Annotated in this window: 22 protein-coding genes and 2 pseudogenes; 3 read left to right on the top strand and 21 right to left on the bottom strand. The window is 44.8% G+C overall.

Annotated features, from left to right (window positions below; translation table 11 throughout):
- Positions 1-29 precede the first annotated feature (29 nt).
- The 15 genes from AR335_RS04240 to AR335_RS23580 all read right to left on the bottom strand — a co-directional run bounded on the left by AR335_RS04240 (position 30) and on the right by AR335_RS23580 (position 13,955).
- A complete protein-coding gene (locus AR335_RS04240; RefSeq protein WP_062232259.1) occupies positions 30-1,004 on the bottom strand; it encodes a quinone oxidoreductase family protein in 975 nt (324 codons plus the stop codon).
- 10 nt (positions 1,005-1,014) lie between these two features.
- Positions 1,015-1,794, bottom strand: a complete 780-nt coding sequence (locus tag AR335_RS04235; protein ID WP_062232258.1) for an enoyl-CoA hydratase/isomerase family protein — start codon at positions 1,792-1,794, stop codon at positions 1,015-1,017.
- A gap of 18 nt (positions 1,795-1,812) precedes the next feature.
- Positions 1,813-2,589 carry an SDR family NAD(P)-dependent oxidoreductase gene (locus AR335_RS04230; RefSeq protein WP_062232256.1) on the bottom strand — a complete coding sequence of 259 codons (777 nt, stop codon included), beginning with the start codon at positions 2,587-2,589 and terminating at the stop codon, positions 1,813-1,815.
- A 12-nt stretch (positions 2,590-2,601) separates the two neighbouring features.
- Positions 2,602-4,377, bottom strand: a complete 1,776-nt coding sequence (locus AR335_RS04225) for an acyl-CoA dehydrogenase family protein (protein ID WP_062232254.1) — start codon at positions 4,375-4,377, stop codon at positions 2,602-2,604.
- A 23-nt stretch (positions 4,378-4,400) separates the two neighbouring features.
- The gene (locus AR335_RS04220; protein ID WP_062232253.1) at positions 4,401-5,153 is read right to left on the bottom strand and encodes a 2-phosphosulfolactate phosphatase; all 753 of its coding nucleotides are present in this window, start codon (positions 5,151-5,153) and stop codon (positions 4,401-4,403) included.
- Positions 5,154-5,162: 9 nt separating this feature from the next.
- Entirely contained in the window at positions 5,163-6,221 is a 1,059-nt protein-coding gene (locus AR335_RS04215; protein WP_062232252.1) for a phosphotransferase family protein, read from the bottom strand.
- Positions 6,222-6,248: 27 nt separating this feature from the next.
- A complete protein-coding gene (locus AR335_RS04210) occupies positions 6,249-6,668 on the bottom strand; it encodes an acyl-CoA thioesterase (RefSeq protein ID WP_062232567.1) in 420 nt (139 codons plus the stop codon).
- A 29-nt stretch (positions 6,669-6,697) separates the two neighbouring features.
- Positions 6,698-7,477 carry an enoyl-CoA hydratase gene (locus AR335_RS04205; RefSeq protein WP_062232250.1) on the bottom strand — a complete coding sequence of 260 codons (780 nt, stop codon included), beginning with the start codon at positions 7,475-7,477 and terminating at the stop codon, positions 6,698-6,700.
- Positions 7,477-8,361, bottom strand: a complete 885-nt coding sequence (locus AR335_RS04200; RefSeq protein WP_062232248.1) for a 3-hydroxyacyl-CoA dehydrogenase family protein — start codon at positions 8,359-8,361, stop codon at positions 7,477-7,479. Before AR335_RS04200 ends, AR335_RS04205 begins: the two co-directional genes overlap by 1 nt.
- Positions 8,362-8,385: 24 nt before the next feature.
- Positions 8,386-8,955, bottom strand: coding sequence for a TetR/AcrR family transcriptional regulator (locus AR335_RS04195; RefSeq protein ID WP_053354223.1), 570 nt, complete (start codon positions 8,953-8,955; stop codon positions 8,386-8,388).
- 89 nt (positions 8,956-9,044) lie between these two features.
- Positions 9,045-10,664: a long-chain-fatty-acid--CoA ligase gene (locus AR335_RS04190; RefSeq protein WP_062232247.1), complete on the bottom strand. Its 1,620-nt coding sequence runs from the start codon at positions 10,662-10,664 to the stop codon at positions 9,045-9,047.
- Positions 10,665-10,816: 152 nt separating this feature from the next.
- The gene (locus tag AR335_RS04185; RefSeq protein WP_062232245.1) at positions 10,817-11,569 is read right to left on the bottom strand and encodes an SDR family NAD(P)-dependent oxidoreductase; all 753 of its coding nucleotides are present in this window, start codon (positions 11,567-11,569) and stop codon (positions 10,817-10,819) included.
- A gap of 27 nt (positions 11,570-11,596) precedes the next feature.
- Positions 11,597-12,370 carry an SDR family oxidoreductase gene (locus tag AR335_RS04180; protein WP_062232244.1) on the bottom strand — a complete coding sequence of 258 codons (774 nt, stop codon included), beginning with the start codon at positions 12,368-12,370 and terminating at the stop codon, positions 11,597-11,599.
- A 26-nt stretch (positions 12,371-12,396) separates the two neighbouring features.
- Positions 12,397-13,623, bottom strand: a complete 1,227-nt coding sequence (locus AR335_RS04175) for an acyl-CoA dehydrogenase (protein WP_062232242.1) — start codon at positions 13,621-13,623, stop codon at positions 12,397-12,399.
- Between the two features lie 44 nt (positions 13,624-13,667).
- Complete coding sequence (locus AR335_RS23580) at positions 13,668-13,955, bottom strand: hypothetical protein (RefSeq protein ID WP_156418841.1); 288 nt, start codon at positions 13,953-13,955, stop codon at positions 13,668-13,670.
- 67 nt (positions 13,956-14,022) lie between these two features.
- On the opposite strand from AR335_RS23580, the gene AR335_RS04170 reads away from it, so the two are divergent.
- On the top strand, positions 14,023-14,337 hold the full coding sequence (locus AR335_RS04170; RefSeq protein ID WP_062232241.1) for a hypothetical protein: 315 nt from the start codon (positions 14,023-14,025) through the stop codon (positions 14,335-14,337).
- Positions 14,338-14,350: 13 nt separating this feature from the next.
- Here AR335_RS04170 and AR335_RS04165 read toward each other — a convergent pair whose 3' ends face one another.
- From AR335_RS04165 to AR335_RS04150, 4 genes and pseudogenes are all read right to left on the bottom strand, one after another.
- Positions 14,351-15,589, bottom strand: a complete 1,239-nt coding sequence (locus AR335_RS04165; protein WP_062232240.1) for a multidrug effflux MFS transporter — start codon at positions 15,587-15,589, stop codon at positions 14,351-14,353.
- Positions 15,576-15,833 (bottom strand): MerR family transcriptional regulator, encoded by a 258-nt coding sequence (locus AR335_RS22915; protein WP_234293182.1) that lies wholly within the window; start codon positions 15,831-15,833, stop codon positions 15,576-15,578. The genes AR335_RS04165 and AR335_RS22915 overlap by 14 nt, the downstream gene beginning before the upstream one ends.
- 189 nt (positions 15,834-16,022) lie before the next feature.
- A pseudogene (locus AR335_RS04155) lies at positions 16,023-17,016 on the bottom strand (aldo/keto reductase).
- Between the two features lie 114 nt (positions 17,017-17,130).
- Positions 17,131-17,700: a nitroreductase family protein gene (locus AR335_RS04150; protein ID WP_062232237.1), complete on the bottom strand. Its 570-nt coding sequence runs from the start codon at positions 17,698-17,700 to the stop codon at positions 17,131-17,133.
- Positions 17,701-17,889: 189 nt separating this feature from the next.
- On the opposite strand from AR335_RS04150, the gene AR335_RS04145 reads away from it, so the two are divergent.
- Positions 17,890-18,081 carry an alpha/beta-type small acid-soluble spore protein gene (locus AR335_RS04145; protein WP_062232236.1) on the top strand — a complete coding sequence of 64 codons (192 nt, stop codon included), beginning with the start codon at positions 17,890-17,892 and terminating at the stop codon, positions 18,079-18,081.
- A 126-nt stretch (positions 18,082-18,207) separates the two neighbouring features.
- Here the strand turns inward: AR335_RS04145 and speD are convergent, their stop codons facing one another.
- Both speD and glsA read right to left on the bottom strand, forming a co-directional pair.
- Positions 18,208-19,026, bottom strand: coding sequence for an adenosylmethionine decarboxylase (gene speD, locus AR335_RS04140; protein WP_053354234.1), 819 nt, complete (start codon positions 19,024-19,026; stop codon positions 18,208-18,210).
- A 126-nt stretch (positions 19,027-19,152) separates the two neighbouring features.
- A pseudogene (gene glsA, locus AR335_RS04135) lies at positions 19,153-20,045 on the bottom strand (glutaminase A).
- 138 nt (positions 20,046-20,183) lie between these two features.
- On the opposite strand from glsA, the gene AR335_RS04130 reads away from it, so the two are divergent.
- Entirely contained in the window at positions 20,184-20,768 is a 585-nt protein-coding gene (locus tag AR335_RS04130) for a YitT family protein (protein ID WP_062232235.1), read from the top strand.
- Positions 20,769-20,783 lie beyond the last annotated feature (15 nt).

Genomic DNA, 20,783 nt, shown 5'->3' with positions numbered 1-20,783 from the left:
CTTTTTTAATTGTATGTTCTTCTCTATTATTATGGCTTTAACAGCAGCTTTCCTTTTGTCTTTCTTGACTGCATGAGGTCATGAACCTGTGCAGCCTCTCTTAAAGGGAAAACTTCACCGATGGTCAGTTTCAGCTTGCCTTGAGCCAGATACGTAAACAGCTCCTGAAGGCTTGGCTTTAACAGGTCAGGCCTTCTCATGATCTGCGGAAGGAAAAATCCTATCACGGATTGATTTTTTCCCATAAGGTTCGAAGGATAAAATTTGCTTGGCTCCCCGCTAGCGACACCATAAACAACAATCCTGCCAAACACAGCGAGACATTTCAGTGTCTTATGGAACACATCGCCTCCTGCCATTTCTAGAGCCACATCTACGCCTTTGCCATCTGTTGCTTCGAGAACTTTATTTTCCCAGCCATCCTCCGTATAGTTGACCGCCACATCAGCGCCCATCTGCCGCGCAAGTTCCAGCTTGTCCTCAGAACTGGCAGTTGCTATGATTTTTCCGGCTCCAAAAAGCTTCGCAAGCTGGACAGCGATCGTTCCGACTCCTCCGCCTGCCGCATGAACGAGCACCGTTTCTCCTTCTTCAAGCCTTCCCATCGTTTTAAGAATATGGTAGGCGCTTAATCCCTGCAGAGGCAATGCAGCAGCCTGCTGAAAATCGAGATGGTCATCAATCGGTATTACAAATCTTCCATCAGCCAGCGCATATTCTGCGTAGCCACCGGATTCGATTAAGGTCACGACCCTTGTGCCAGGTTTTATGTGAGCGGATTTCTCTCCTGTTTCAACAACGACCCCTGCGACTTCAGCTCCAGGAACAAATGGCAAAGGTGTAGGAATGACATATTGGCCTTCTCTGCGTGCCGTATCCGCATAATTCACGCCGACAGCATGGATTTCAATCAGTACTTCATGTCCTTTAGGAACAGGTTTGTCGAGTTCAACATTCTCCAGCACTTGCGGTCCGCCATATTCTTTAAATCGTACTGCTTTCATCGTCATCCTCCTATTTGCCGGTAAACACGGGCTGTCTTTTTTCTTTAAACGCCGAAATGCCTTCTTGATGATCTTCTGTTGAGATCATAAGTGTCTGGTTTAAACGTTCCTGCTCAAGAATCTCTTCAAGGGTAGATTGATAGGAAGCATCAATAAGCTTTTTCATCTTTCCAAAGGCTGCCACAGGACCGTTTGCCAGTTTAGCAGCCAATTTGAACACTTCAGCCTCCAGCCTTTCAAGTGGAGCCAGGTAATTGATTACTCCTAGTTGATAAAGTCTCTCTGCTGAAATCGGCTCGGCGCTGAAAAAGAACTGTTTTGCTAGATGAGGCCCGATGAGCTTAGGCAGGAAGTAAGAGCCTCCTCCATCAGAGATCAGTCCGACCTGTGAGAAACTCAGCGCAAATTTGCTGTCTTCTGCAGAGACGATTAAGTCGCAGGCCATCGCAAGGTTAAAGCCGGCCCCCGCAGCAAATCCGTGGACAGCAGCAATGATCGGAATCTCCGTTTCTTTCATCGCCAGGATGCAGCGGTTGAGTTTGCCGATATGCTGATACACATCATTGGAAGTCGCCTGCCCCATCGTTTTGACATCACCGCCTGCACTGAAAGAGCGACCAGCTCCCTTGAGCACGATGACTTTTATATCTTCTCGGTTTTGTGCTTCAGCGCATGCATCGGTCAATCCGGTGATCATTTCCTCGCTGAAGGAATTTAAACTCTCCGGTCTGTTTAAGGTGAGGATCATTATCGGACCCTCGAATTCTACTAAAAGGTGTTCTTGATTCATTATTTTCTCCTCCTTTAATTACATGATGAGCCAGCCGCCGTCAGCTAGTACGTCTGACCCTGTCATATAAGAAGCTTCACTCGATGCTAGAAAAGATATAATATTGGCGATCTCCTCCGGCTTGCCGACCCTTTTTAATGCGGTATTTTTTTTGATGGCTCTTACAAATTGTTCATTCTCAAGGCCTTCTTCTGTGAGCGGTGTTTCAATAAAACCGGGAGAAACAGAGTTGACCCGGATGCAATAAGGGGATAGTTCCAAGGCAAGTGCTCTCGTAAAATTGATGACCCCGGCTTTTGCAGCACTGTAATGCGGAATATGGGCACCTGCCTGATGTCCCGAAAGGGAGGCTACATTGACAATGGCCCGGTTCTGCCGGTTTGTTTCTTTTTTGGCACCATCAATCATGATTTTTCCTAGCATACGAGAAACGAGAAACACGCTCTTTAAGTTAGCGCTTTGTACGTGATCCCATTCACTGGCAGCAGTTTCCATGATTCTTGTTTGGGAGCTGCCGCCTGCATTATTGATCAGCACGTGCAGCTCACCAAATTGCGATTGGACGTGTTCTGCCAATCCCTCAACTTCTTTTTCACTCGTTACATCTGCTGTGAAAATTCCCGCTGCCTGAGCATTGGGAATTTTGCTGATCTCTGTCGACGTGTTTTCCAGTTTAGACTTTGTCCGGCCGACTAAAATCATTTTGGCTCCCTCTTTCGCCAGTTTGATTGCAGCGGCTTGCCCTATTCCGCTGCCGGCTCCGGTGATTAGGGCAATAGAGTGCGTGAACTTCATAACCCTGCTCCTTTAGCAAATAAAAGTATTTGCTTCATATTGTTTCTCTGCGATCATGCGGTTTCTAGCGACACTTTTCCCAAATTGATGACAGCAGTTACAAGATTGCGTGATCAACAATACAAGCTGATTTGTTTTCTCACCATCCGTCAGTTCGTGGACAAGCTTGCGTGCCAGCATTTCAGCTTCCCACAGACTGTCTTCTAATATCGTGTGGGTCAGGGCTGTTTTGAGGGCTGCCTTTTCAGCCCCGCTTTTCTTGACGGCTTTCAAAGTACGGAATACAGAAGATTCAGCTGCATAAAGGTTTATGGCTAAATCAGCGAGTGCCATTAAAGCCTCCTGTTCCTGAATCAGTCCATCACCAAATGCTTCATAGGCTATACCTGCAGAGAGAAGGAACAGATGGCGTATGGTTTCTATAGCGTGCCGTTCTGCAGCCATAAGGGAGGTGCCTTGTTCCTTCGCCTGCTGCAAGGACCGGACCGCACCTTGGATAGAGGTTTGAAGGTCGATCTCCCCTTTTATTGCCTTTCTAAAAAGGTGGGTTGGGATCAGCAGCCGGTTAATTTCGTTCGTACCTTCAAAGATACGGTTGATCCTTGAGTCTCTGTACATCTGTTCAATCCCGTATTCTTTTATAAATCCTGCACCGCCATGCAGCTGAAGCGCTTCATCAGCGATATAATCCAATGTTTCCGATCCATAGACTTTACAGATCGCACATTCTGTGGAGTATTCACTCAACCGTGTTCCGACAGTTTTCAAATCAGAAGAATCATTCAGATCTCGAAGAGCATCTTCAATTAAGCTTGCCGTCCGGTACTGGAGAGATTCTGCCGCATACAGGCGGGCAGCCAGTTTGGAGATTTTTTCTTTCGTAGCTGGAAAGTCAGCGATCCGCTGCTTAAATTGTTTACGTTCCTGAATAAACTGTACCGCTTTCTGGTACCCGTATTTTGCAGCTCCCATGGTGGCGGATCCGAGATTAAATCTTCCAAGGTTCAGGACATTTAAGGCGATAACATGGCCTTTTCCGATATCGCCAAGCAGGTTTTCCACGGGTACGAGACAATCTTCAAGAATAACCGACCGGGTCGATGAACCTTTGATCCCCATTTTATTTTCTTCGGGTCCAAGTGCTAAGCCTGGAAAATCCTTTTCAACAATAAAGGCTGTAAATTTCGATCCATCCACTTTGGCATACACGATAAAGGTGTCTGAAAAAACAGCGTTGGTAATATAGATTTTTGTACCGTTTAAAACATAATGAGTGCCTTCCTCGTTCAGGACTGCTGTCGTTTGCGCGGCCAAGGCATCTGAGCCGGCATTCGGTTCTGTCAGACAATAGGCACCTAGGAATTCGCCTGATGCCATTTTCGGAAGGTATTTTTTCTTTTGGTCTGGTGTACCGAAATAGGTGATTGGCAGTGTGGCTATACACGTATGATTGGAATGCGCTACGCCGTATCCGCTTGAAGGGCCGACCATCTCACCGACGATGCCCTTGCTGATCTTATCGAGGCCCAGCCCGCCGTATTGTTCAGGAATACTGTGAGCCAAAAGGCCAAGCTCCCCTGCTTTTTTTAATAAAGAAACAATCCGTTTAAAATCCTGGCTCTCGATGTTTTCACGATAAGGTCCGACTTCTTTTTCAATAAATTGCCTGGCCGTTGCCTTGATCATCACATGTTCTTCAGTGAAATCCTCCGGGGTAAACAAGTGCTCCAAATCTATGGATGAAAATAAAAATCCGGAGCCTTTCACTCTCGTACCGGTTTGTGCCATGAAAGTTCCCTCCCTTTCTGTGTTTAAGATTGCTGTTGGGCGCGCGCTTGTTCAATGGTGGCTTTCCCATCCTTCAGCACCGCAACAACAGGGGCTGCATCGACAGCAGAGGCAAAATCCAAGTCGTCAAATAAGCCGTATCTGGCAAATAAATTTCCAACATAGGACGACTGAAGAACCTGATAAGCATTCTGTCTGTTTCCTTTATACAGATAGTAGGCCGTTTGGGCAGCGTCACTCAGCTCCAGCGGTTCTCCACCCAGCTCAACTAACGCCGTAATGAGATGTCCTGCTCCATATACATCCTCGAGGCTCACCTCTCCGGAATTGCCGGAGCAGATGATAACGATCGTACTCGAACTATTGTGATGTAACAAAGCCTTAGCAGTCGCTGTATTATTCAGTAAAGAAGAAATATATACTTTTTGTGCCCCTGCTGTTTTTCGAAGAGCCACTGTGCCGTTCGTCGTGGATAAGATAAGTGTTTTTCCCTGGACTTGGCGGCTGAGCAATAAAGGGCTCGGATATAGAAAACCGTCAATTGGTTTGGCATGCAGCTCTCCGGCCAGAAGGTAATCTCCCTTTTGGAACATTTTTGATAACTCCCGCGCTTCTTTGTGGTCTTTCACAGGAATTACATCTTTTGCTCTTTGATACAACGCAGATACGATGGTCGTGGTCGCCAACAAGACATCAAGTACCACGGCAATCTTGTTATTTTCAGCCATCTTTTCAGAATGGATCTCTTCCTTTTTCAAAAGCAAATGGACTTTCATCTCTTCACCTCATTGTCCAAAAGCAGTATGGGAGGCATGCAGGATCAAGCTTTTGACAAAGTGATGAAATTGTGAAAAGCGGGCATCCTCGGTTTGCCCTTTTTTATACCGGTAATAGATTTGCTGGCAGATAACAGCTAGTTTGAAATAGGCGAACGTTAAGTAAAAATTGATTGCGCTAACGTCTCTACCGCTTTTTTTAGCATATTCCTCTATAAACTGTTCCCTCGTAAAAAAACCTTCCATAGTGGTTACAGGCGGTTTTCCCAGTCCCGTTTTCAAAAGATCGGGATCATCGGCTTCAATCCAGTATCCCATGGCGACTCCAAGATCGGCGAGGGGGTCTCCAACCGTACTCATCTCCCAGTCAAACAATCCTGTCATGTGGTTCAAGCGCTGATCAAACATACTGTTATTGAGCTTGTAATCATAATGGATCATGGAAACGGGCTGCTGTGTTGGGATATGGTCCGCAATCCATGTGGTCAAATGCTTTACTTCCGGAATATCATCGGTTTTCGAACGATCATATCTGGATATCCATCCATGCACCTGCCGTTCCATGAACCCATCAGGCTTGCTGATTTCAGATAATCCTGTTTTTTTGTAGTCAATGGCATGCAGCTGGACAAGCTGATTCACCATCTCACTGGAAATCTGGCCGCATAGATGCCGAGTCACCTGGACTCCCTTCGGAAAAGAGGTATCAACTACGATTCCATGTTTTCTTTCCATCAAGAAAAACGGTCGGCCAACGATCTCCTCTCCTTTTGAAAAAAGAAGAGGCTTTGGAGCAGGCGGGAACATTTCATGAATCTCAGACAGAATACGGAATTCCCGCTCCATATCGTGGGCTTTTGGCGCAACGGGGCCAAGCGGCGGCCTCCTCAGAACGGCTTCCCATTCTCCCATTTTGAGCTGATACGTCAAATTGGAATGGCCACCGGAGAACTGCAGGATTTCCAGCGTCTCTTCCGGCAATTCATCCATGGAATGCCTAAGGAAACGCTCAAGAGCAGCAAGATCCAGTTCTTCTCCCTGGCGAACGGCTATCGTATCCTTACTCATGTCTTCCTCCTCCTCGATTCATTTATTTCAAGATTCTGACTCTTGAGTCTGCAATACTAGATTCTCTTTCAATGCGTCGCGCAGAAATTCTGGTATATGAGCAGTCTGCTGTGTTTTAAAGTCAAAATACACAATGACTGCATTCCCTCTCGCAACTAACTCCTCGGTTTCTGCTTTATAGATTTCGTGTTCCAATGTAAAGCTTTTTGTTCCGATTTTTGATACCCCGGTCCGCACCACTAGTCTTTCGTTAAAATAACCTTGTGCCATGAAGTCACATTTTGTGGAAGCAAGAATAAAGCTCCATTCGTTCGTGTTCATTTCAAGGCCGAGGGTTTCAAAGCAGCGGACCCTCGCTTCTTCCAGATAAATAAAATAACTCGTGTTGTTAATGTGGCCCAGGGCATCCGTTTCACAGAACCGTACCGTCAGTTCAATTTCATGCATGTCTTTCCTCACTTTCTGCCTCTTACCGATCAACGATGCTGAAAGGCTGGTTTTCTTTTTTCAAAAAATGCCTGAACGCCCTCTTTAATATCTTCCGTTTGGAACACTTCCTGAAACAGAGAAGCTTCCACTTCGATGCCTTCATTCAAGGATTTGTTAATGCCTACATCAACCGATTGTTTAATTCGTGATAGAGCCTGAAGAGAGTGGCGGGTGATTTTACTTGCCAACTGTTTGGCACTGACCAGTCCTTCACCGGAAGGAACTACCTTATTGACCAGTCCGATTCGTTCAGCTGCGGCTGCTGAAATCGGTTCCCCTGTAAACATCATTTCTTTTGCTTTCGCTTCTCCCACTAAGCGGGGAAGACGCTGTGTTCCTCCCCCGCCAGGAAATAATCCGAGGGTAACTTCAGGCAATCCGATCTGGCTGTGTTCCTCCGCAATCCTCATATCGCATGAAAGGGCAAGTTCGCAGCCGCCTCCGAGTGTCAAGCCGTTCAGGACAGCGATCGTAGGCTTTGGAAAAGAATCAATTCGGTTTAGGATATAATGGACCTCCATCACTTGTGCCCTCATATCAGGGTTCCCCATCATCTGAGGAAACTCTTTAATGTCGGCTCCAGCAACGAATGCTTTTTCTCCCTCTCCCGTTAGTACAACAGCTACCGTTTCCCGGTCATGTTCCAACTCCATGAACGTATCATCAAGCTCCTGGAATACGGCTCTGCTCAATACATTCAGCGGCGGATTGTTTATCGTAATGACAGCGAGATGATGGTCTTTTACTACCTCAAGATATTTTCCCATTATAGTTTCACTCCTTCAGTTTCATAGTTGTACCAGCCTTTGCCGGTTTTTCTCCCTAAATGGCCTTGCTTCACCTTCTCTTCAATGCAGGCAAACGGCTTGTCTTCTGGATCGCCCGTCTCTTTATAGCGCTGTTCCATGACATAGTAGCCGACATCGATGCCGGATAAGTCCATAAGTTCAAATGGTCCGATCGGGTGGTTCAATGCTTTACGGCAGATGATATCGATGTCTTTATAGTCAGCGATTCCTTGTTCATACAGGTAAACGGCTTCTTTCTGCAGCGCACCCAAAATACGGTTGGCAATAAAACCCGAAATCTCTTTTTTAAGCAGAACTGCGGTACGGTTGATCCGCTTGCAAATCTCCATCGTCAGCTGAGCCGTTTCTTCGGATGTTTGGTCACTCATCACCACTTCCACACAATCCATCACGAGAGGCGGGAAAAAGAAATGCATGTTAACTACCTTCTCCGCACGGTTTGTCTCTGAAGCAATCAGACTATTGACGATTGTTGAACTGTTGGTTGCAAAAATGGTATGCTCAGGCGCCAACTGCTCAAGCTTCGCAAACACTTCTCGTTTAACATCCAGTTTTTCCACAACAGCTTCAATCACAAAATCGGTATTTCTGACCGCATCTTCAAAGCTTGTTGTGAAACGAAGGCGCTGAAAAGCCGCTTCTTTCTGATCGTCAGAAAGCTTTCCTTTAGTCACCCATTTGTCCATAATGGCATTGAGTTTGCTCTCTGCTTTGGAAAGCGCCAGTTCCTGCACGTCCTGTATGACAGTTTCAAATCCGCCAAGCGCGCACAGCATGGCGATCTGATGTCCCATTTCGCCTGCACCTAATACAGTAATCTGCTGTACATCTTCTGCTTTCATCGTATAGCCTCCCGTTAATTAGTATCAATTTCTATGTGCTATGCCATTTAGAATCATTTCTACAAATATTTCGGCTACTTCTCTTTCTGACATCATTCCATCCGGATTGAACCATTGATAGCTCCAGTTAGCTGCGCCAAGAATTCCAAACGTAACGATGGATTCGTTCAGGTCAGAACGAAATTCACCGTTTTCAATGCCGTCATGGATCAACTGCTCCAGATTAAAGCGGAAACGGTCCCGTTTAGGAATAATCAGGGAGAGGCGCTCTTCGTTCAGGTTTTTGATTTCCCTGAAGAACACTTTTGCACTGGCTCCGGCCTGTCTGATGTTGCCGATTAACGCATAAACGATCTCAAACAGCTTTTCTTTGCTTGATTTCGTTTCATCAGAGATGATTCGTTCCTGCTGGTTTAATAGTTCATCAATATATCTGTTGTGAATGTTCATCAGCAGTTCTTCTTTGCTTGCAAAATAATAATAAAAAGTCCCTTTTGTTACGCCAAGAGCATCAACAATATCCTGTATGGATGTTTCACTGAATCCCTTTTTCTCAAATAAACGGATGCTGCATTCCGTAATTTTTTCCTTCATGTCTGTGTCCTCGCATTCTTTAATCAATTTCAGGCAAAATTATATCATTCTCTTTCTCTCCTTTTCTCAATGAATCTATAAAATTGTCCCTACCTTGTCTTTATTCTTGCTTCTTCCCGCAAAGCTCTGCGCAGAATTTTACCGACATTCGTCTTTGGCAGCTGCTCGCGAAACTCGATGATATGCGGGATCTTATACGCAGATAAATTTTGTTTGCAATAGTAAATAATCTCATCCTCTGTCGCGGTTTTCCCTGCTTTTAATACGACGATAGCCTTCACATCCTCTCCTCTGTAAGCATCAGGTACACCAATCACAACGGCCTCCTGAACGGATGGAAATTCATACAGCACTTCTTCTACTTCTCTTGGATAGATGTTATAGCCGCTCGCGATAATAAGATCCTTCTTGCGATCCATGATGAAGACATAACCGTCATCATCCATCTTGGCTATATCTCCGGTGTAGAGCCAGCCGTTGCGAAGGGTATGTTCTGTCTCCTCCGGCATGTTCCAATAACCCTTCATGACTTGCGGCCCCTTGATAATGAGCTCGCCAAGTTCACCTGTCTTTACGTCTTCAGTTCCTGTTGCCAAGTCCACGATATGGTAATCTGTCGACGGCAGACCAATGCCTACGCTCCCTTCTTTTTGTTCAGAAAACATCGGATTGCAATGTGTGGTCGGTGAGGCTTCTGATAATCCGTAGCCTTCTAGAATCTTTGAACCTGTCTTTCTCTCAAAATCCTGAAGCAGTTCGACAGGCATCGGAGCACTTCCGCTGTTGCACACTTTTATACTGTCTATACCGAAGTTTTCAGCTTCCGGATGGTTGGTGATCGCAACATACATCGTCGGAACACCGGGAAAAACGGTCGGTTGTTCTTTTTTAATTGTTTGAAGAACCTCATTGATGTCGAATCTCGGGAGCAGGATTGATTCTGATGCGGTATAGATTGCGAGATTCATACAGGAAGTCATGCCAAACACATGGAAAAGAGGAATGACCGTTAAATACTTTTCTTTCCCGATCTCAATGTTATATTTAAAAAACTCATGTGATTGAAGGACGTTAGCGATAATATTTTTATGCGTCAGCATGGCGCCTTTGGAACGTCCAGTTGTCCCTCCGGTGTATTGTAAAACCGCAACATCCTGTTCAGGAGCGATCGCTGCAGGATCGATCCGTCCGGTGCCGCTTTGCAAAAACTGAGAAAAAGACCAGTCAGGTGAAATATCTTTTGGGTTTTCATCAAAACTAACCGAGATGATCCGTTTTAAAGGAGAAACATGCTGTTGCTTTTTCACCTGTTCATAAAGCGGTTCATAGACGACGATGGTCTCAGCTCCGCTGTCTTCGAGGATATGCTGCAGTTCCCGCTCAACGAGCATCGGATTAACCTGGGTAACGATCGCTCCGGCAGTCAGGACTCCATAGTATGTAATCACATATTGAGGACAGTTCGGCAGCATGATGGCCACACGGTCTCCGGCTTTCACTCCCGACTGCTGCAAAGCGGATGCAAAACCGTTTACGAGATTCTGCAGTTCACCGTACGTGGTCTTTTGGCTATAAAAGGATAAAGCGTTGTAATTAGGATATCGTTCTGCTGTCTGTTGAAGCAACTGCGGGATGGACAGGTCAGGAATCTGTATATCTGGTTGAATGGTTTCAGGATAATGGCTTTTCCAAACTTTGTTTTCGCTCATTATTAACCCTCCAGATTTTTAAAAGTTGATGAGATGGCTGTTTTGGCGGTAAAAACTTTATTATCGATCAGATGATACTCGACAGAAGTCAACCAATTTTGACGTCATGAGTTTGTCGGGAAAATACCAGTGAAGCCCGTTCTAAAAAACACTCAAAAAATCAGCCCGCCGCCATCCACAGATAAAGTGGCTCCTGTAATAAATGATGCTTCATCTGAAGCGAGGAACAGCACCGCTCTTGCCACTTCTTCAGGTTTTCCGATCCTCCCGAGAGCATTGGCGGTAGAGATGATCGGCCATTTTCTTTCATTGTTCTTCCAGTTATCGATGATGCTCGTATCGATAACTCCTGGAGCAACGGCATTCACTCGAATGTTATGTCTGCCATATTCAAGTGCGGCGTTCTGAGTGAGCAGGATAACTCCGCCTTTTGATGCATTATAAGCGGATAAGTATTTCTGCCCTTTAAGTCCAAGCAAGCTCGAAGTATTGATGATGACTCCTCCTCCGGCTTTGATCAGTTCCGGAACGCCGTGTTTGATTCCGAGGAAGACCCCTTTTAAGTTGATATCCACAATGCGGTCCCATTCTTCTTCAGGAAGATCTGTACTTTTTACCTCAGGGTTTCCGATACCGGCATTATTGAACAAAATATGCAGAGCCCCAAACTCGCTAATGGCCGCGTCGATCACCTTTTTTACCTGCCTAGAGTCTGTAACATCTGTTTTGATAAAAATGGCCTGTCCACCTTGTTCTCTAATTAAACGAATGGTCTCTTCCCCAAAGTCTTCTTTCACGTCAGCGATGGCCAGCTTCGCGCCTTCCTTGGCAAAAAGAAGAGCAGCAGCCCGGCCGATGCCCCCTCCTCCGCCTGTAATCACCGCTGTTTTTCCCTGCAGTCTCATAACTTCAACCCTTCCCTGCTTCTGTCTTTACAAGGCATGTGCCCCGCCGTCTACAATCAGCACGTCTCCTGAAACATAATTAGAAGCATTTGATGCAAGGAAAAGAGCGGCTCCTTTAAGATCATCATCACTGCCAAAACGGTTGAGGGGCGTCCCCTCTAGAATGGCATCTTTTCCGTGTTCAATGAGCACTTTCGACATTTTGGTTGGAAAAAATCCTGGAGCTATCGCGTTCACATTAATATTGTGCTGCCCCCATTTCACGGCAAGATCCTTTGTGAAAGTTATGACTGCTCCCTTGCTCGTGTTGTAGCCGATCGTATCCATATAACGCGGATCTGTGCCCCCAAGTCCCGCAACAGAGGCAATATTGATGATTTTGCCTGATTTCTGTTCTATCATCACTTTCCCTGCAGCCTGGCTCATTAAAAATGTGCCTGTCACGTTTACGTCGATCACCTTTTTCCATGCTTCATATGGCATTTCTGCGGCGGGTGCGCCCCATGTCGCTCCGCTGTTATTGACGAGAATATCGATGGAATCAAATTCCTGCAGCGTTCGATCGATCACAGATTGAACATCTTCCGGATTTGAGATATCGCACTTCAAGGCGAGTGTCTTTATTCCGAGTTGCTTTAACTTCTGAGCTGCTTCCTCACAGGCCTCAACTTTTCTGGAACAGAGAACAACGTTGGCGCCTGCTTCAGCGAACGCTTCGGCAATCTGCTGCCCTAATCCCCTTCCTCCGCCTGTAATGATCGCTGTTTTACCTGTTAAATCAAACAGCTTGAGTACATTCATGTTTCTGCCCTCTTTCTTTGAAAATTCTAATGGACCAACAGTTCTTGCGGGTATTTTTTAAGTTCTAGTCTGGCTAGCTGTGCTCGGTGGACTTCATCCGGACCGTCAGCAAGCCTTAATGTTCTTGCATTCGCCCACTGGGCAGCAAGTGTAAAGTCGTCAGAGACCCCTGCTCCTCCAAAAGCCTGAATGGCGCGGTCCAGCACGCGCAGCGCCATTGAAGGTGCGACAACTTTGATCATAGCGATCTCTGTCTTGGCTTCTTTATTGCCGACGGTGTCCATCATATATGCTGCTTTTAAGGTCAGGAGCCTGGCTTGTTCAATTTCAATCCTTGAATCAGCGATCCATTCACGGATTACTCCTTGATTTGCAATTGGTTTTCCGAAGGCTGTCCGTTTTTGAACGCGCTTACATAATTCTTCAAGCGCTCTTTCTGCTGCTCCGATCAGCCGCATGCAGTGATGTATCCTTCCCGGTCCAAGCCTTCCTTGAGCGATAGCAAATCCTTTCCCTTCACCCCAGATGATATTCTCAGCCGGCACTCGTACATTTTCATAGGTGATTTCTCCATGTCCATGCGGAGCATGATCATAACCGAAAACGGAAAGCATCCTTTCCACCTTCACCCCAGGGGTATCCAAAGGCACAAGAATCATGGATTGCTGCTCATGCCGGTTCGCACCTGGATTGGTCTTTCCCATCACGATAGCAATTTTGCATCGAGGATCCCCGGCTCCGGATGACCACCATTTCCGTCCGTTGATGACATATTCATCTCCATCCTTTTCAATGCGTGCTTCAATATTCGTGGCATCCGAGGAAGCGACTTCGGGTTCTGTCATGGAAAAACAGGATCTGATCGTCCCTTCTAAAAGGGGCTTGAGCCACGACTCTTTCTGTTTTTCCGTTCCATAGCGGACAAGTACCTCCATATTTCCTGTATCAGGTGCACTGCAGTTAAAGGCTTCTGGCCCAATGAGGGATCGTCCCATAATTTCACATAGCGGGGCATACTCCTGACTGGTAAGTCCAGCTCCATCTTCACTGTCAGGCAAGAACAGATTCCATAAGCCTTCTTTTCTCGCTTTTACTTTCAATTCTTCCATTATCGGCGGAACTGCGCTCCATCGGTCCTTTTGCTTATTAAGCTGTTCTTCATAAAGAGCCTCATTCGGATATACATACTGTTCCATAAAAAAGATGATCCTTTTCTGCAAGTCTTTCACTTTTTCAGAATACGAAAAATCCAAAATCTTCATCTCCTCTCAACTTACTAACCGGTCGGTATGTTAGATTATCTAAAGTATACTCTTTTCGGTAAAATTATCAATAAAATAAACTTATTATTCAAAAAATTAATAAGAAAGTCCTTTATGTAAGGCTCTTTACTAAAAGATTGTTGCTTACGGAACATTTTTGTAAAGACTCCATTGATAAGTTGATTGGAGTGGAAGGTGCGAGACTCCTGCGGGAGAAGCGGGACGGGTGAGACCCACAGGCGCCTGCGCAGGAGGAGGCTCACCGCGCGCCCCGTGGAAAGCGAGCAGCCTGGAACGGAAATCAGCACCCCCAATAGCAACAAAGAATACGAAAACAGCCTTATGTAATTAATTCGGGTATAGGAAATACTAATCCCGGAGGTGGAAGCTTTGAGCAAACCAAAGATCATCATTCTGTGGACCGTGGCTGTCTTCTTTCTTTATTTCGCGTGGTCAGACTTTGTACAGGGACAGTTTAAATTTTCTGAATTTGAAGGCCGTGTGCTTGAAAAGGATTACTCAGAAAAAGCGGTAGAAAGAGGAACAAATATTCAAAGCCTGCCCAACTATACCATTCGCCTTTCATCAGGCCAGGCTGTTTCTGTTTCGTCACTGGATTTTAATTCTATAAAGAAGGGAGACCATGTCTTCTTCATCAAACAAAATGGAAGCATAAGTCTCTATAAAAGAGAAAGCCAATCCTAAAAAGGACTGGCTTTTACACGTTTTCTTTCACTTTTTTCGTTAAAAAGAAATATAAAACAAGAGCTACTGCTTCACACAGTGCAATGATGAAAGCCATTGAACCAGCAGGATTACTTCCCCAGAGCCCAACCAATGGTGCTGCAATACCACCAAGTATAAAAGGCAGCAGCCCTAGCAGCGCAGAAGCACTCCCTGCTGCCTTTTGCTGATTCTGCATAGCGAGTGAAAAACTGGCCGTACTGACGATTCCTACGCTTGATACCGTTAAAAATAAGGAAATGAGCAAGCCGAATAAGCTTTTCGTTGCAAGACTTACGATGACCATTAGGATACTGCCTCCTAACGCAATCAGCAACCCGCTTCGCAATAGTGCCGTTTCGCTGACTTTTCCTGCAAGTTCTCCAGCAATCTGGCTGGCGATGATAATTCCAACTCCATTGATTGCAAAAAACACACTGAACGCTTGTGGTGAGGCACCGAACAAATTTTGAATGACGAAAGGAGATCCTGAAATATAGGCGAACATAGCTGCCATGACAAGCCCCTGTGAGGCTGCATACCCCATAAAAACACGGTCACTCAGCAGTTTTTTGTAAGTCATAAGCGTCTGTTTGATCCCGCCAGATGTCTGATTCTCTGCTGAAAGCGTTTCTTGCAAACCAAAGAAGGCAGCAAGCAGCATAAGCAGACTTAAGACACAAAGAACAATAAACACGCCTCTCCATGAGGTGAACTGCAATAATTGTCCTCCTGCCACAGGAGCCAGGATCGGAGCGATACCGTTAATCAGCATCAATAAAGAAACGAACTTCGTCATATCCGGGCCGGAAAAAAGATCTCGGACCATGGCTCTGGATATGACAATGCCACCGGCTCCTGAAGCTCCCTGAACAAATCTAAGGAAAATGAGAATACTGATATTGGGAGCAAAAACACAGAGCAAAGAAGAAACGGCATATAGCCCCAGGGCGATCTGCAGCGGGCTCTTCCTTCCTCTTCTGTCACTGATAGGACCTACAAACAATTGCCCCACGGCAATCCCCAACAAGCAGGCAGTGAGACTGAGCTGTGCGGCTGAAGAGGTGGTACTCAGCTCTTTTGTTAGATTAGGTAAAGCAGGCAGATACATATCAATGGATAATGGACCGATGGCCGTCATCGAGCCTAAAATTAATGCAAGCCAGAGCCTTTTGGATGTGCTGGATTGTTGAATAGCTGAATAAGGTGAATTTTCTGGATTAGTTTGATTCATGGCTCTTCCCTTTCGATTCGGTTATACGGTGCTTACTGATCGATTCCAGCTCTCTTATTTTTTCTTCAGCATCTTCTTTGTGTTTCTGAAGAATGTCCAGGAATGAATCCAGGTTTCGTTTTTCGAGCTGGAGCTTGATCTGCTTGAGTGGGACTCCCATAGATTTTAAATAATAAATGATGTCCAACAGTTCGAATTGCTCAATGGAGTAGTAGCGATAACCAGAAACGGGATCAACATTCACTGGCGTAAATAAACCGATTTCGTCATAATAGCGCAGCGTTTTAAGGGGATGTTGTGAAGTTTAGCCATCTGGCCAATGGAGAATCTGTTTTTCATGAAAACACCTGCTTTATAATAATGAACCTATCTTAACACAAAAATGGCAGCTCCTCCTTATGAAGTAAGCCGCCATTTATTTGCGTACTCTGCTCTATAGGTTCACACCTTTCATTCCGGCTTCAGGATATCGTTCACCTGCAGCCGCTCCCCTTGGTGCAGCCTCATTGATCCGGTTTAGGTCATCTTGTGTCAGTTCAACCTTTATTGCCCCAACATTTTCTTCTAAATAACGGGTTTTCTTTGTTCCGGGAATTGGGACGATATCATTACCTTGTGCAAGCAGCCAGGCTATAGCCAGCTGTGATGTACTGCAGTTTTTTTCTAAAGCGATCTCTTTTATTTTTTCAACAAGATCTAAGTTCTTTTGAAAGTTTTCTCCTTGAAACCTTGGAGAAAACCGGCGGTAGTCATCCTCAGCCAAGTCTTCAAATTTTTTGATCTGACCTGTTAAAAAGCCTCGGCCAAGCGGGCTGTAGGGAACAAATCCGATGCCAAGCTCCCGGATCGCAGGCAGAATTTGTTCTTCAACATCCCGGCTCCATAATGAATATTCTGTTTGTACGGCTGTAATGGGATGGACATCATGTGCGCGCCGAATGGTTTCAGGAGAAGCTTCTGAAAGGCCCAGATAGCGTATTTTCCCTTCCTGAGCAAGAATCGACATTGCCCCTACCGTTTCTTCTATAGGGATCCCTGGATCGACTCTGTGTTGATAGTAGAGATCAATGTAATCCGTGCCAAGCCGCCTCAAACTGTTTTCACACGCTTCTTTCACATATTTCGGATGTCCGTTTACACCTAAAAAGGAACCGTCTTCTCCCCTTACATTGCCAAATTTTGTAGCAAGGATGACATCCTTCCGGCAATCACTGATCGTTGTACCTACCAATTCTTCATTTTTGCCAACACCATACATATCAGCGGTATCCAGGAAGTTTACACCTAATTCAAGTGCATGGTGAATGGTGAATGGTTTTTAGTGACTCCTGATCATCTTGTCCGCTGTAAAAGTCCGACATGCCCATGCAGCCCAATCCAAGGGATGAGACTTCCAGACCCTCATTGCCTAGTTTTCTTTTTTGCACATTGTTCATCCTCTCTCATTTAGTCAAACCAATTCATACAAAGTACCTTTACCCTGTTTTCCTCCATAAAAAAACGAAGAGAAACGTGTTGGCTTCTCTTCGTGTTGTAATCGACTATTTTAACCACTCGGTGATTTCCTGATAGGGTTGTTTTTTGATAGCCGCAGGCGCTTTATTTGGATAGCCAAGATAGATAAATCCAGCCATTTCACCTTTGTCTGAGAGGCCGAAATAAGACCTTACTCTGTCGTCATAACAAATCGTGCCTGTGCGCCAAACAGCCCCAAGACCGAGCGCATGGGCAGCAAGCAGCATATTTTGAATAGAGGCACTGACAGCTGCTGTTTCCTCCTTATGAATCACTTTTTGGTGATCTCCCGGCTCTACTCCTACCGCAATAATAACCGGTGCACGAAGAGGTTTTTTCTTTACCCTCTCCAATTTTTGCTGATCCTCTTCTGACAGTGGTTCATTCATTGCAGACTTTGTGATTTCTGCCAGAAGCTCTCCAAGCTTGTTTCTCCCTGCTTCGCTGATGACAAAGAATCTCCAAGGATTCGTACGGTGGTGGTTTGGAGCATATGTTCCTGCTTCTAAAATTTTTTCGATAAGATGATCGGGAACTGGATCATCCTTAACCGAACCTATGCTTCTCCTTGTTTTAATCGCTTCAAAAATATCCATACTGCATCATCCTTTTTAACTACCTTATGCTTATTTATGAATCCATTATAACGCTGCTGATTTTCAGGAGCCAATGTTTTACTTTTAAACAGTTGCAAGGATCTGAAAAACGAATGCCTTTTTTCATTTTCGGAAACCTTAATAGACGAGCAGCATTGTCTGCTCAATTCTATGCGGGGGTGTTGCATCATGGCAAGAAACAAACTTTTGGTACCTGGTTCTGAGAATGCGTTAAATCGGATGAAAGAGGAAATCGCCAATGAGTTTGGAGTGAAGCTTGGTGCAGATACGACCGCACGGGCTAATGGATCTGTAGGCGGAGAGATGACAAAACGTCTCATTTCCATGGCAGAACAGCAGCTTGGAAATCAGCCCCGATAGTGTTGATTTCAAAAAAAGAGACCCCATTCGGGTCTCTTTTTCACTTTAACGCTTTGTTAACAATGATGTTGGAATTAAGTTGATAGAAGAAGGCCTGATAAAATCAACAAAATGCTTTTACAAAACCTACTTTAAAAACCGATTCATATTTCTTCCAAAATAGATCTCATCCATCTCCTCGGTAATTCTTTTGGTGATTTCCGCTTGTTCCTGTTCGGTCAGTGTATCCCTTGAGTACCCGAATAAGTAATTGTTCAGGTCAAAATTTTTCAGCTTGCATTTCGTATGAAAAATATTTTCCTGATAGATGTTTGAATCAATCATATCAAATTCGTTTTTAAAATCCTCGCTGATAAAATTTTGTATGGAAGATATGTCATGATCAATAAAAAGCTTTTGGCCATTAATATCTCTTGTGAATCCTCTAACCCGGTAGTCGACGGTCATAATATCGGTATCAAAGGAATCGATGAGATGATTTAAAGCTTTTAAAGGAGAAATCTCTCCGCAAGTTGAAACATCAATATCCGCTCTAAAGGTGCTGATTCCTTCGTCCGGATGATACTCGGGATACGTATGAACGGTTAAATGGCTTTTGTCCAGCTGCATGACTACAGATTCAGGCATGGCTGCCGGTGTTTCATCAATATTTTCAGTAGGCACTTCGACAATTGGGCCTTCAGAAACTAATAATGTTACACTGGCTCCTTGGGGAACATAGTCTTGTTTAGCGATATTTAATACGTGCGCGCCAATCGTGTCGGACACTTTCTGAAGAATGCCGGTTAACCGCTCAGCGCTGTATTCTTCATCGATGTAATCAATATAGGCTTCCCGCTCTTTCCTTGTCTTCGTGTAGCAAATATCGTACATATTAAAGCTTAATGATTTGGTCAGGTTATTAAAACCGTGCAATTGAATTCGCTGCTCATGTGTTCGGCTCATGAATGATTTCCCCTTATTAGCAAAGTATTGTAATTAAACATTTACTCCATCAAATATTGTTAAGATACCCTCCATTCGACATAAAAAAACAGCCCTATTGTAAATAAGGCTGTAAAATAGCTCGTCCTAAAACATACTTAGATCGTATCGTTTAGAAAGCATCTCCAGAATTTTAAGTCCGGCTATGCTATTTCCTTTATCATCAAGTGCCGCACCAAAGATCCCGATGCCGAACCGATTGGGCACGGCACCCATGATTCCTCCAGAAACACCGCTCTTCGCGGGAATCCCAACTCTTACGGCAAATTCGCCGGACATTGTACATGCCGCACGTCACCATTAAAGTCTTGCAGATTCGAGTGATATGCGTGGGGATTAACCGATTATTCGTCAATGGGTCAATACCATCAAGGGCAAGAACAAGGCCAATTTTCGCTAAATCAAGGCAATTCATTTCTATTGCGCATTGCTTTGTATAAAGGTAGATGAGATCATCCACATCTTCATTAATGATGCCGTGCTGCTTCATAAAATAACAAAGTGAACGGTTTAAATGTGCGGTCTCAAACTCTGATAGAGCAACTTCTTCACAATGAGAGATGGAAGGATTCCCAGCCAGCTTCCTGACAAATTGAAGAAGACGTTCAACCCTCTATGGACCGAATGTCCTTTAACCATGTGAGTTACGGTTTCGAAGGTTTACTGACCTCCAGCTTTACGATGGAATTGAAAGGATCTCCAGTAGGCTCATACCCGATTTTACAAAATACCTCATCTTCGCCGCAGTCCATTAATGCGAGGGCGAGAGCCAGCACTTTAGAAATGCTTTGAAGCGTTATCTTCAATTGTACATCTCCTGCGGATAAACATGTACCATCAGGGTGGTAGATGGCGACAGATAAGTCATCAGGATCTGCTTTTTTCAGTGCAGGTATGAAATCCGCTACTTTACCGAACTTCGTGCAGTCCTTGGCTTCCAATACTAATTGATTAAGCTCTTTACTAGAACGACAAATCATGGCAGCTCTCCGATTGTTCAACATATGGGTAGTTTGAGCAATCGTAAGCCGGATAATACTCCTATCATCCGGTGAAACATAATTCTTAAGCTCGTACATATGGTAGTAAAAAACCATTGTTCGGAGATGAAAGATAATATGATGAAATGGCTCGCCATCGGCTGCGGCAGTACTTTATTGGGAATTGGCATTAATGGCTTCATCCTGCCCATGCATATCTTGAACGGAGGATTTATTGGTTTGGCACTGCTGCTGAACTATACACTTGGTGTAAAAGTTGGCTTGACCATTATTATTCTAAGTGCACCGGTTTTTCTGTTAGCCCTTCGATTTGATAAGTCCTATTTTTTTAACAGCCTGTTTGGAATGCTCATTTCTTCGATTATTATTGACTTCCTGCTTCCCATACAGCAAATGTTTCATTTGCGGATTTTTGTGAGTGCTCTGATCGGCGGGTCTTTAATCGGAACTGGAATCGGTATCATGATGAGGCACAATACGTGTGTAGGAGGCTTGGATCTTTTAGCACTTCTGCTTTCAAAATGGTATCTCGTTAACGCTGGGTTCTTAATGATCATCATGGATGCTGTCATTATTTCGGCAGGTATGATCATTCTCCATGACAGCCGCCTGCTTTTTTCTTTTATCACCATTTTGACCGCCGGAGCTGTAACAGCCTTTTTGACCTCCTTTAAGTCCATCGTCGTATGGGACACAAAATGAAGAAACCCACCGTCT

This window comes from Fictibacillus sp. FJAT-27399 (genome assembly GCF_001510655.1).
GTDB classification, from domain to species: domain Bacteria; phylum Bacillota; class Bacilli; order Bacillales; family Fictibacillaceae; genus Fictibacillus_C; species Fictibacillus_C marinisediminis.
This window is presented reverse-complemented; position numbering and strand designations above follow the sequence as displayed.

What these genes read in the sequence shown, in the direction of transcription:
- AR335_RS04240 (WP_062232259.1), bottom strand. Translation starts at nt 1,004, where the DNA reads ATGAAAGCAGTACGATTTAAAGAATATGGCGGACCGCAAGTGCTGGAG.
- AR335_RS04235 (WP_062232258.1), bottom strand. Translation starts at nt 1,794, where the DNA reads ATGAATCAAGAACACCTTTTAGTAGAATTCGAGGGTCCGATAATGATC.
- AR335_RS04230 (WP_062232256.1), bottom strand. Translation starts at nt 2,589, where the DNA reads ATGAAGTTCACGCACTCTATTGCCCTAATCACCGGAGCCGGCAGCGGA.
- AR335_RS04225 (WP_062232254.1), bottom strand. Translation starts at nt 4,377, where the DNA reads ATGGCACAAACCGGTACGAGAGTGAAAGGCTCCGGATTTTTATTTTCA.
- AR335_RS04220 (WP_062232253.1), bottom strand. Translation starts at nt 5,153, where the DNA reads ATGAAAGTCCATTTGCTTTTGAAAAAGGAAGAGATCCATTCTGAAAAG.
- AR335_RS04215 (WP_062232252.1), bottom strand. Translation starts at nt 6,221, where the DNA reads ATGAGTAAGGATACGATAGCCGTTCGCCAGGGAGAAGAACTGGATCTT.
- AR335_RS04210 (WP_062232567.1), bottom strand. Translation starts at nt 6,668, where the DNA reads ATGCATGAAATTGAACTGACGGTACGGTTCTGTGAAACGGATGCCCTG.
- AR335_RS04205 (WP_062232250.1), bottom strand. Translation starts at nt 7,477, where the DNA reads ATGGGAAAATATCTTGAGGTAGTAAAAGACCATCATCTCGCTGTCATT.
- AR335_RS04200 (WP_062232248.1), bottom strand. Translation starts at nt 8,361, where the DNA reads ATGAAAGCAGAAGATGTACAGCAGATTACTGTATTAGGTGCAGGCGAA.
- AR335_RS04195 (WP_053354223.1), bottom strand. Translation starts at nt 8,955, where the DNA reads ATGAAGGAAAAAATTACGGAATGCAGCATCCGTTTATTTGAGAAAAAG.
- AR335_RS04190 (WP_062232247.1), bottom strand. Translation starts at nt 10,664, where the DNA reads ATGAGCGAAAACAAAGTTTGGAAAAGCCATTATCCTGAAACCATTCAA.
- AR335_RS04185 (WP_062232245.1), bottom strand. Translation starts at nt 11,569, where the DNA reads ATGAGACTGCAGGGAAAAACAGCGGTGATTACAGGCGGAGGAGGGGGC.
- AR335_RS04180 (WP_062232244.1), bottom strand. Translation starts at nt 12,370, where the DNA reads ATGAATGTACTCAAGCTGTTTGATTTAACAGGTAAAACAGCGATCATT.
- AR335_RS04165 (WP_062232240.1), bottom strand. Translation starts at nt 15,589, where the DNA reads ATGAATCAAACTAATCCAGAAAATTCACCTTATTCAGCTATTCAACAA.
- AR335_RS04150 (WP_062232237.1), bottom strand. Translation starts at nt 17,700, where the DNA reads ATGGATATTTTTGAAGCGATTAAAACAAGGAGAAGCATAGGTTCGGTT.
- AR335_RS04145 (WP_062232236.1), top strand. Translation starts at nt 17,890, where the DNA reads ATGGCAAGAAACAAACTTTTGGTACCTGGTTCTGAGAATGCGTTAAAT.
- speD (WP_053354234.1), bottom strand. Translation starts at nt 19,026, where the DNA reads ATGAGCCGAACACATGAGCAGCGAATTCAATTGCACGGTTTTAATAAC.
- AR335_RS04130 (WP_062232235.1), top strand. Translation starts at nt 20,184, where the DNA reads ATGATGAAATGGCTCGCCATCGGCTGCGGCAGTACTTTATTGGGAATT.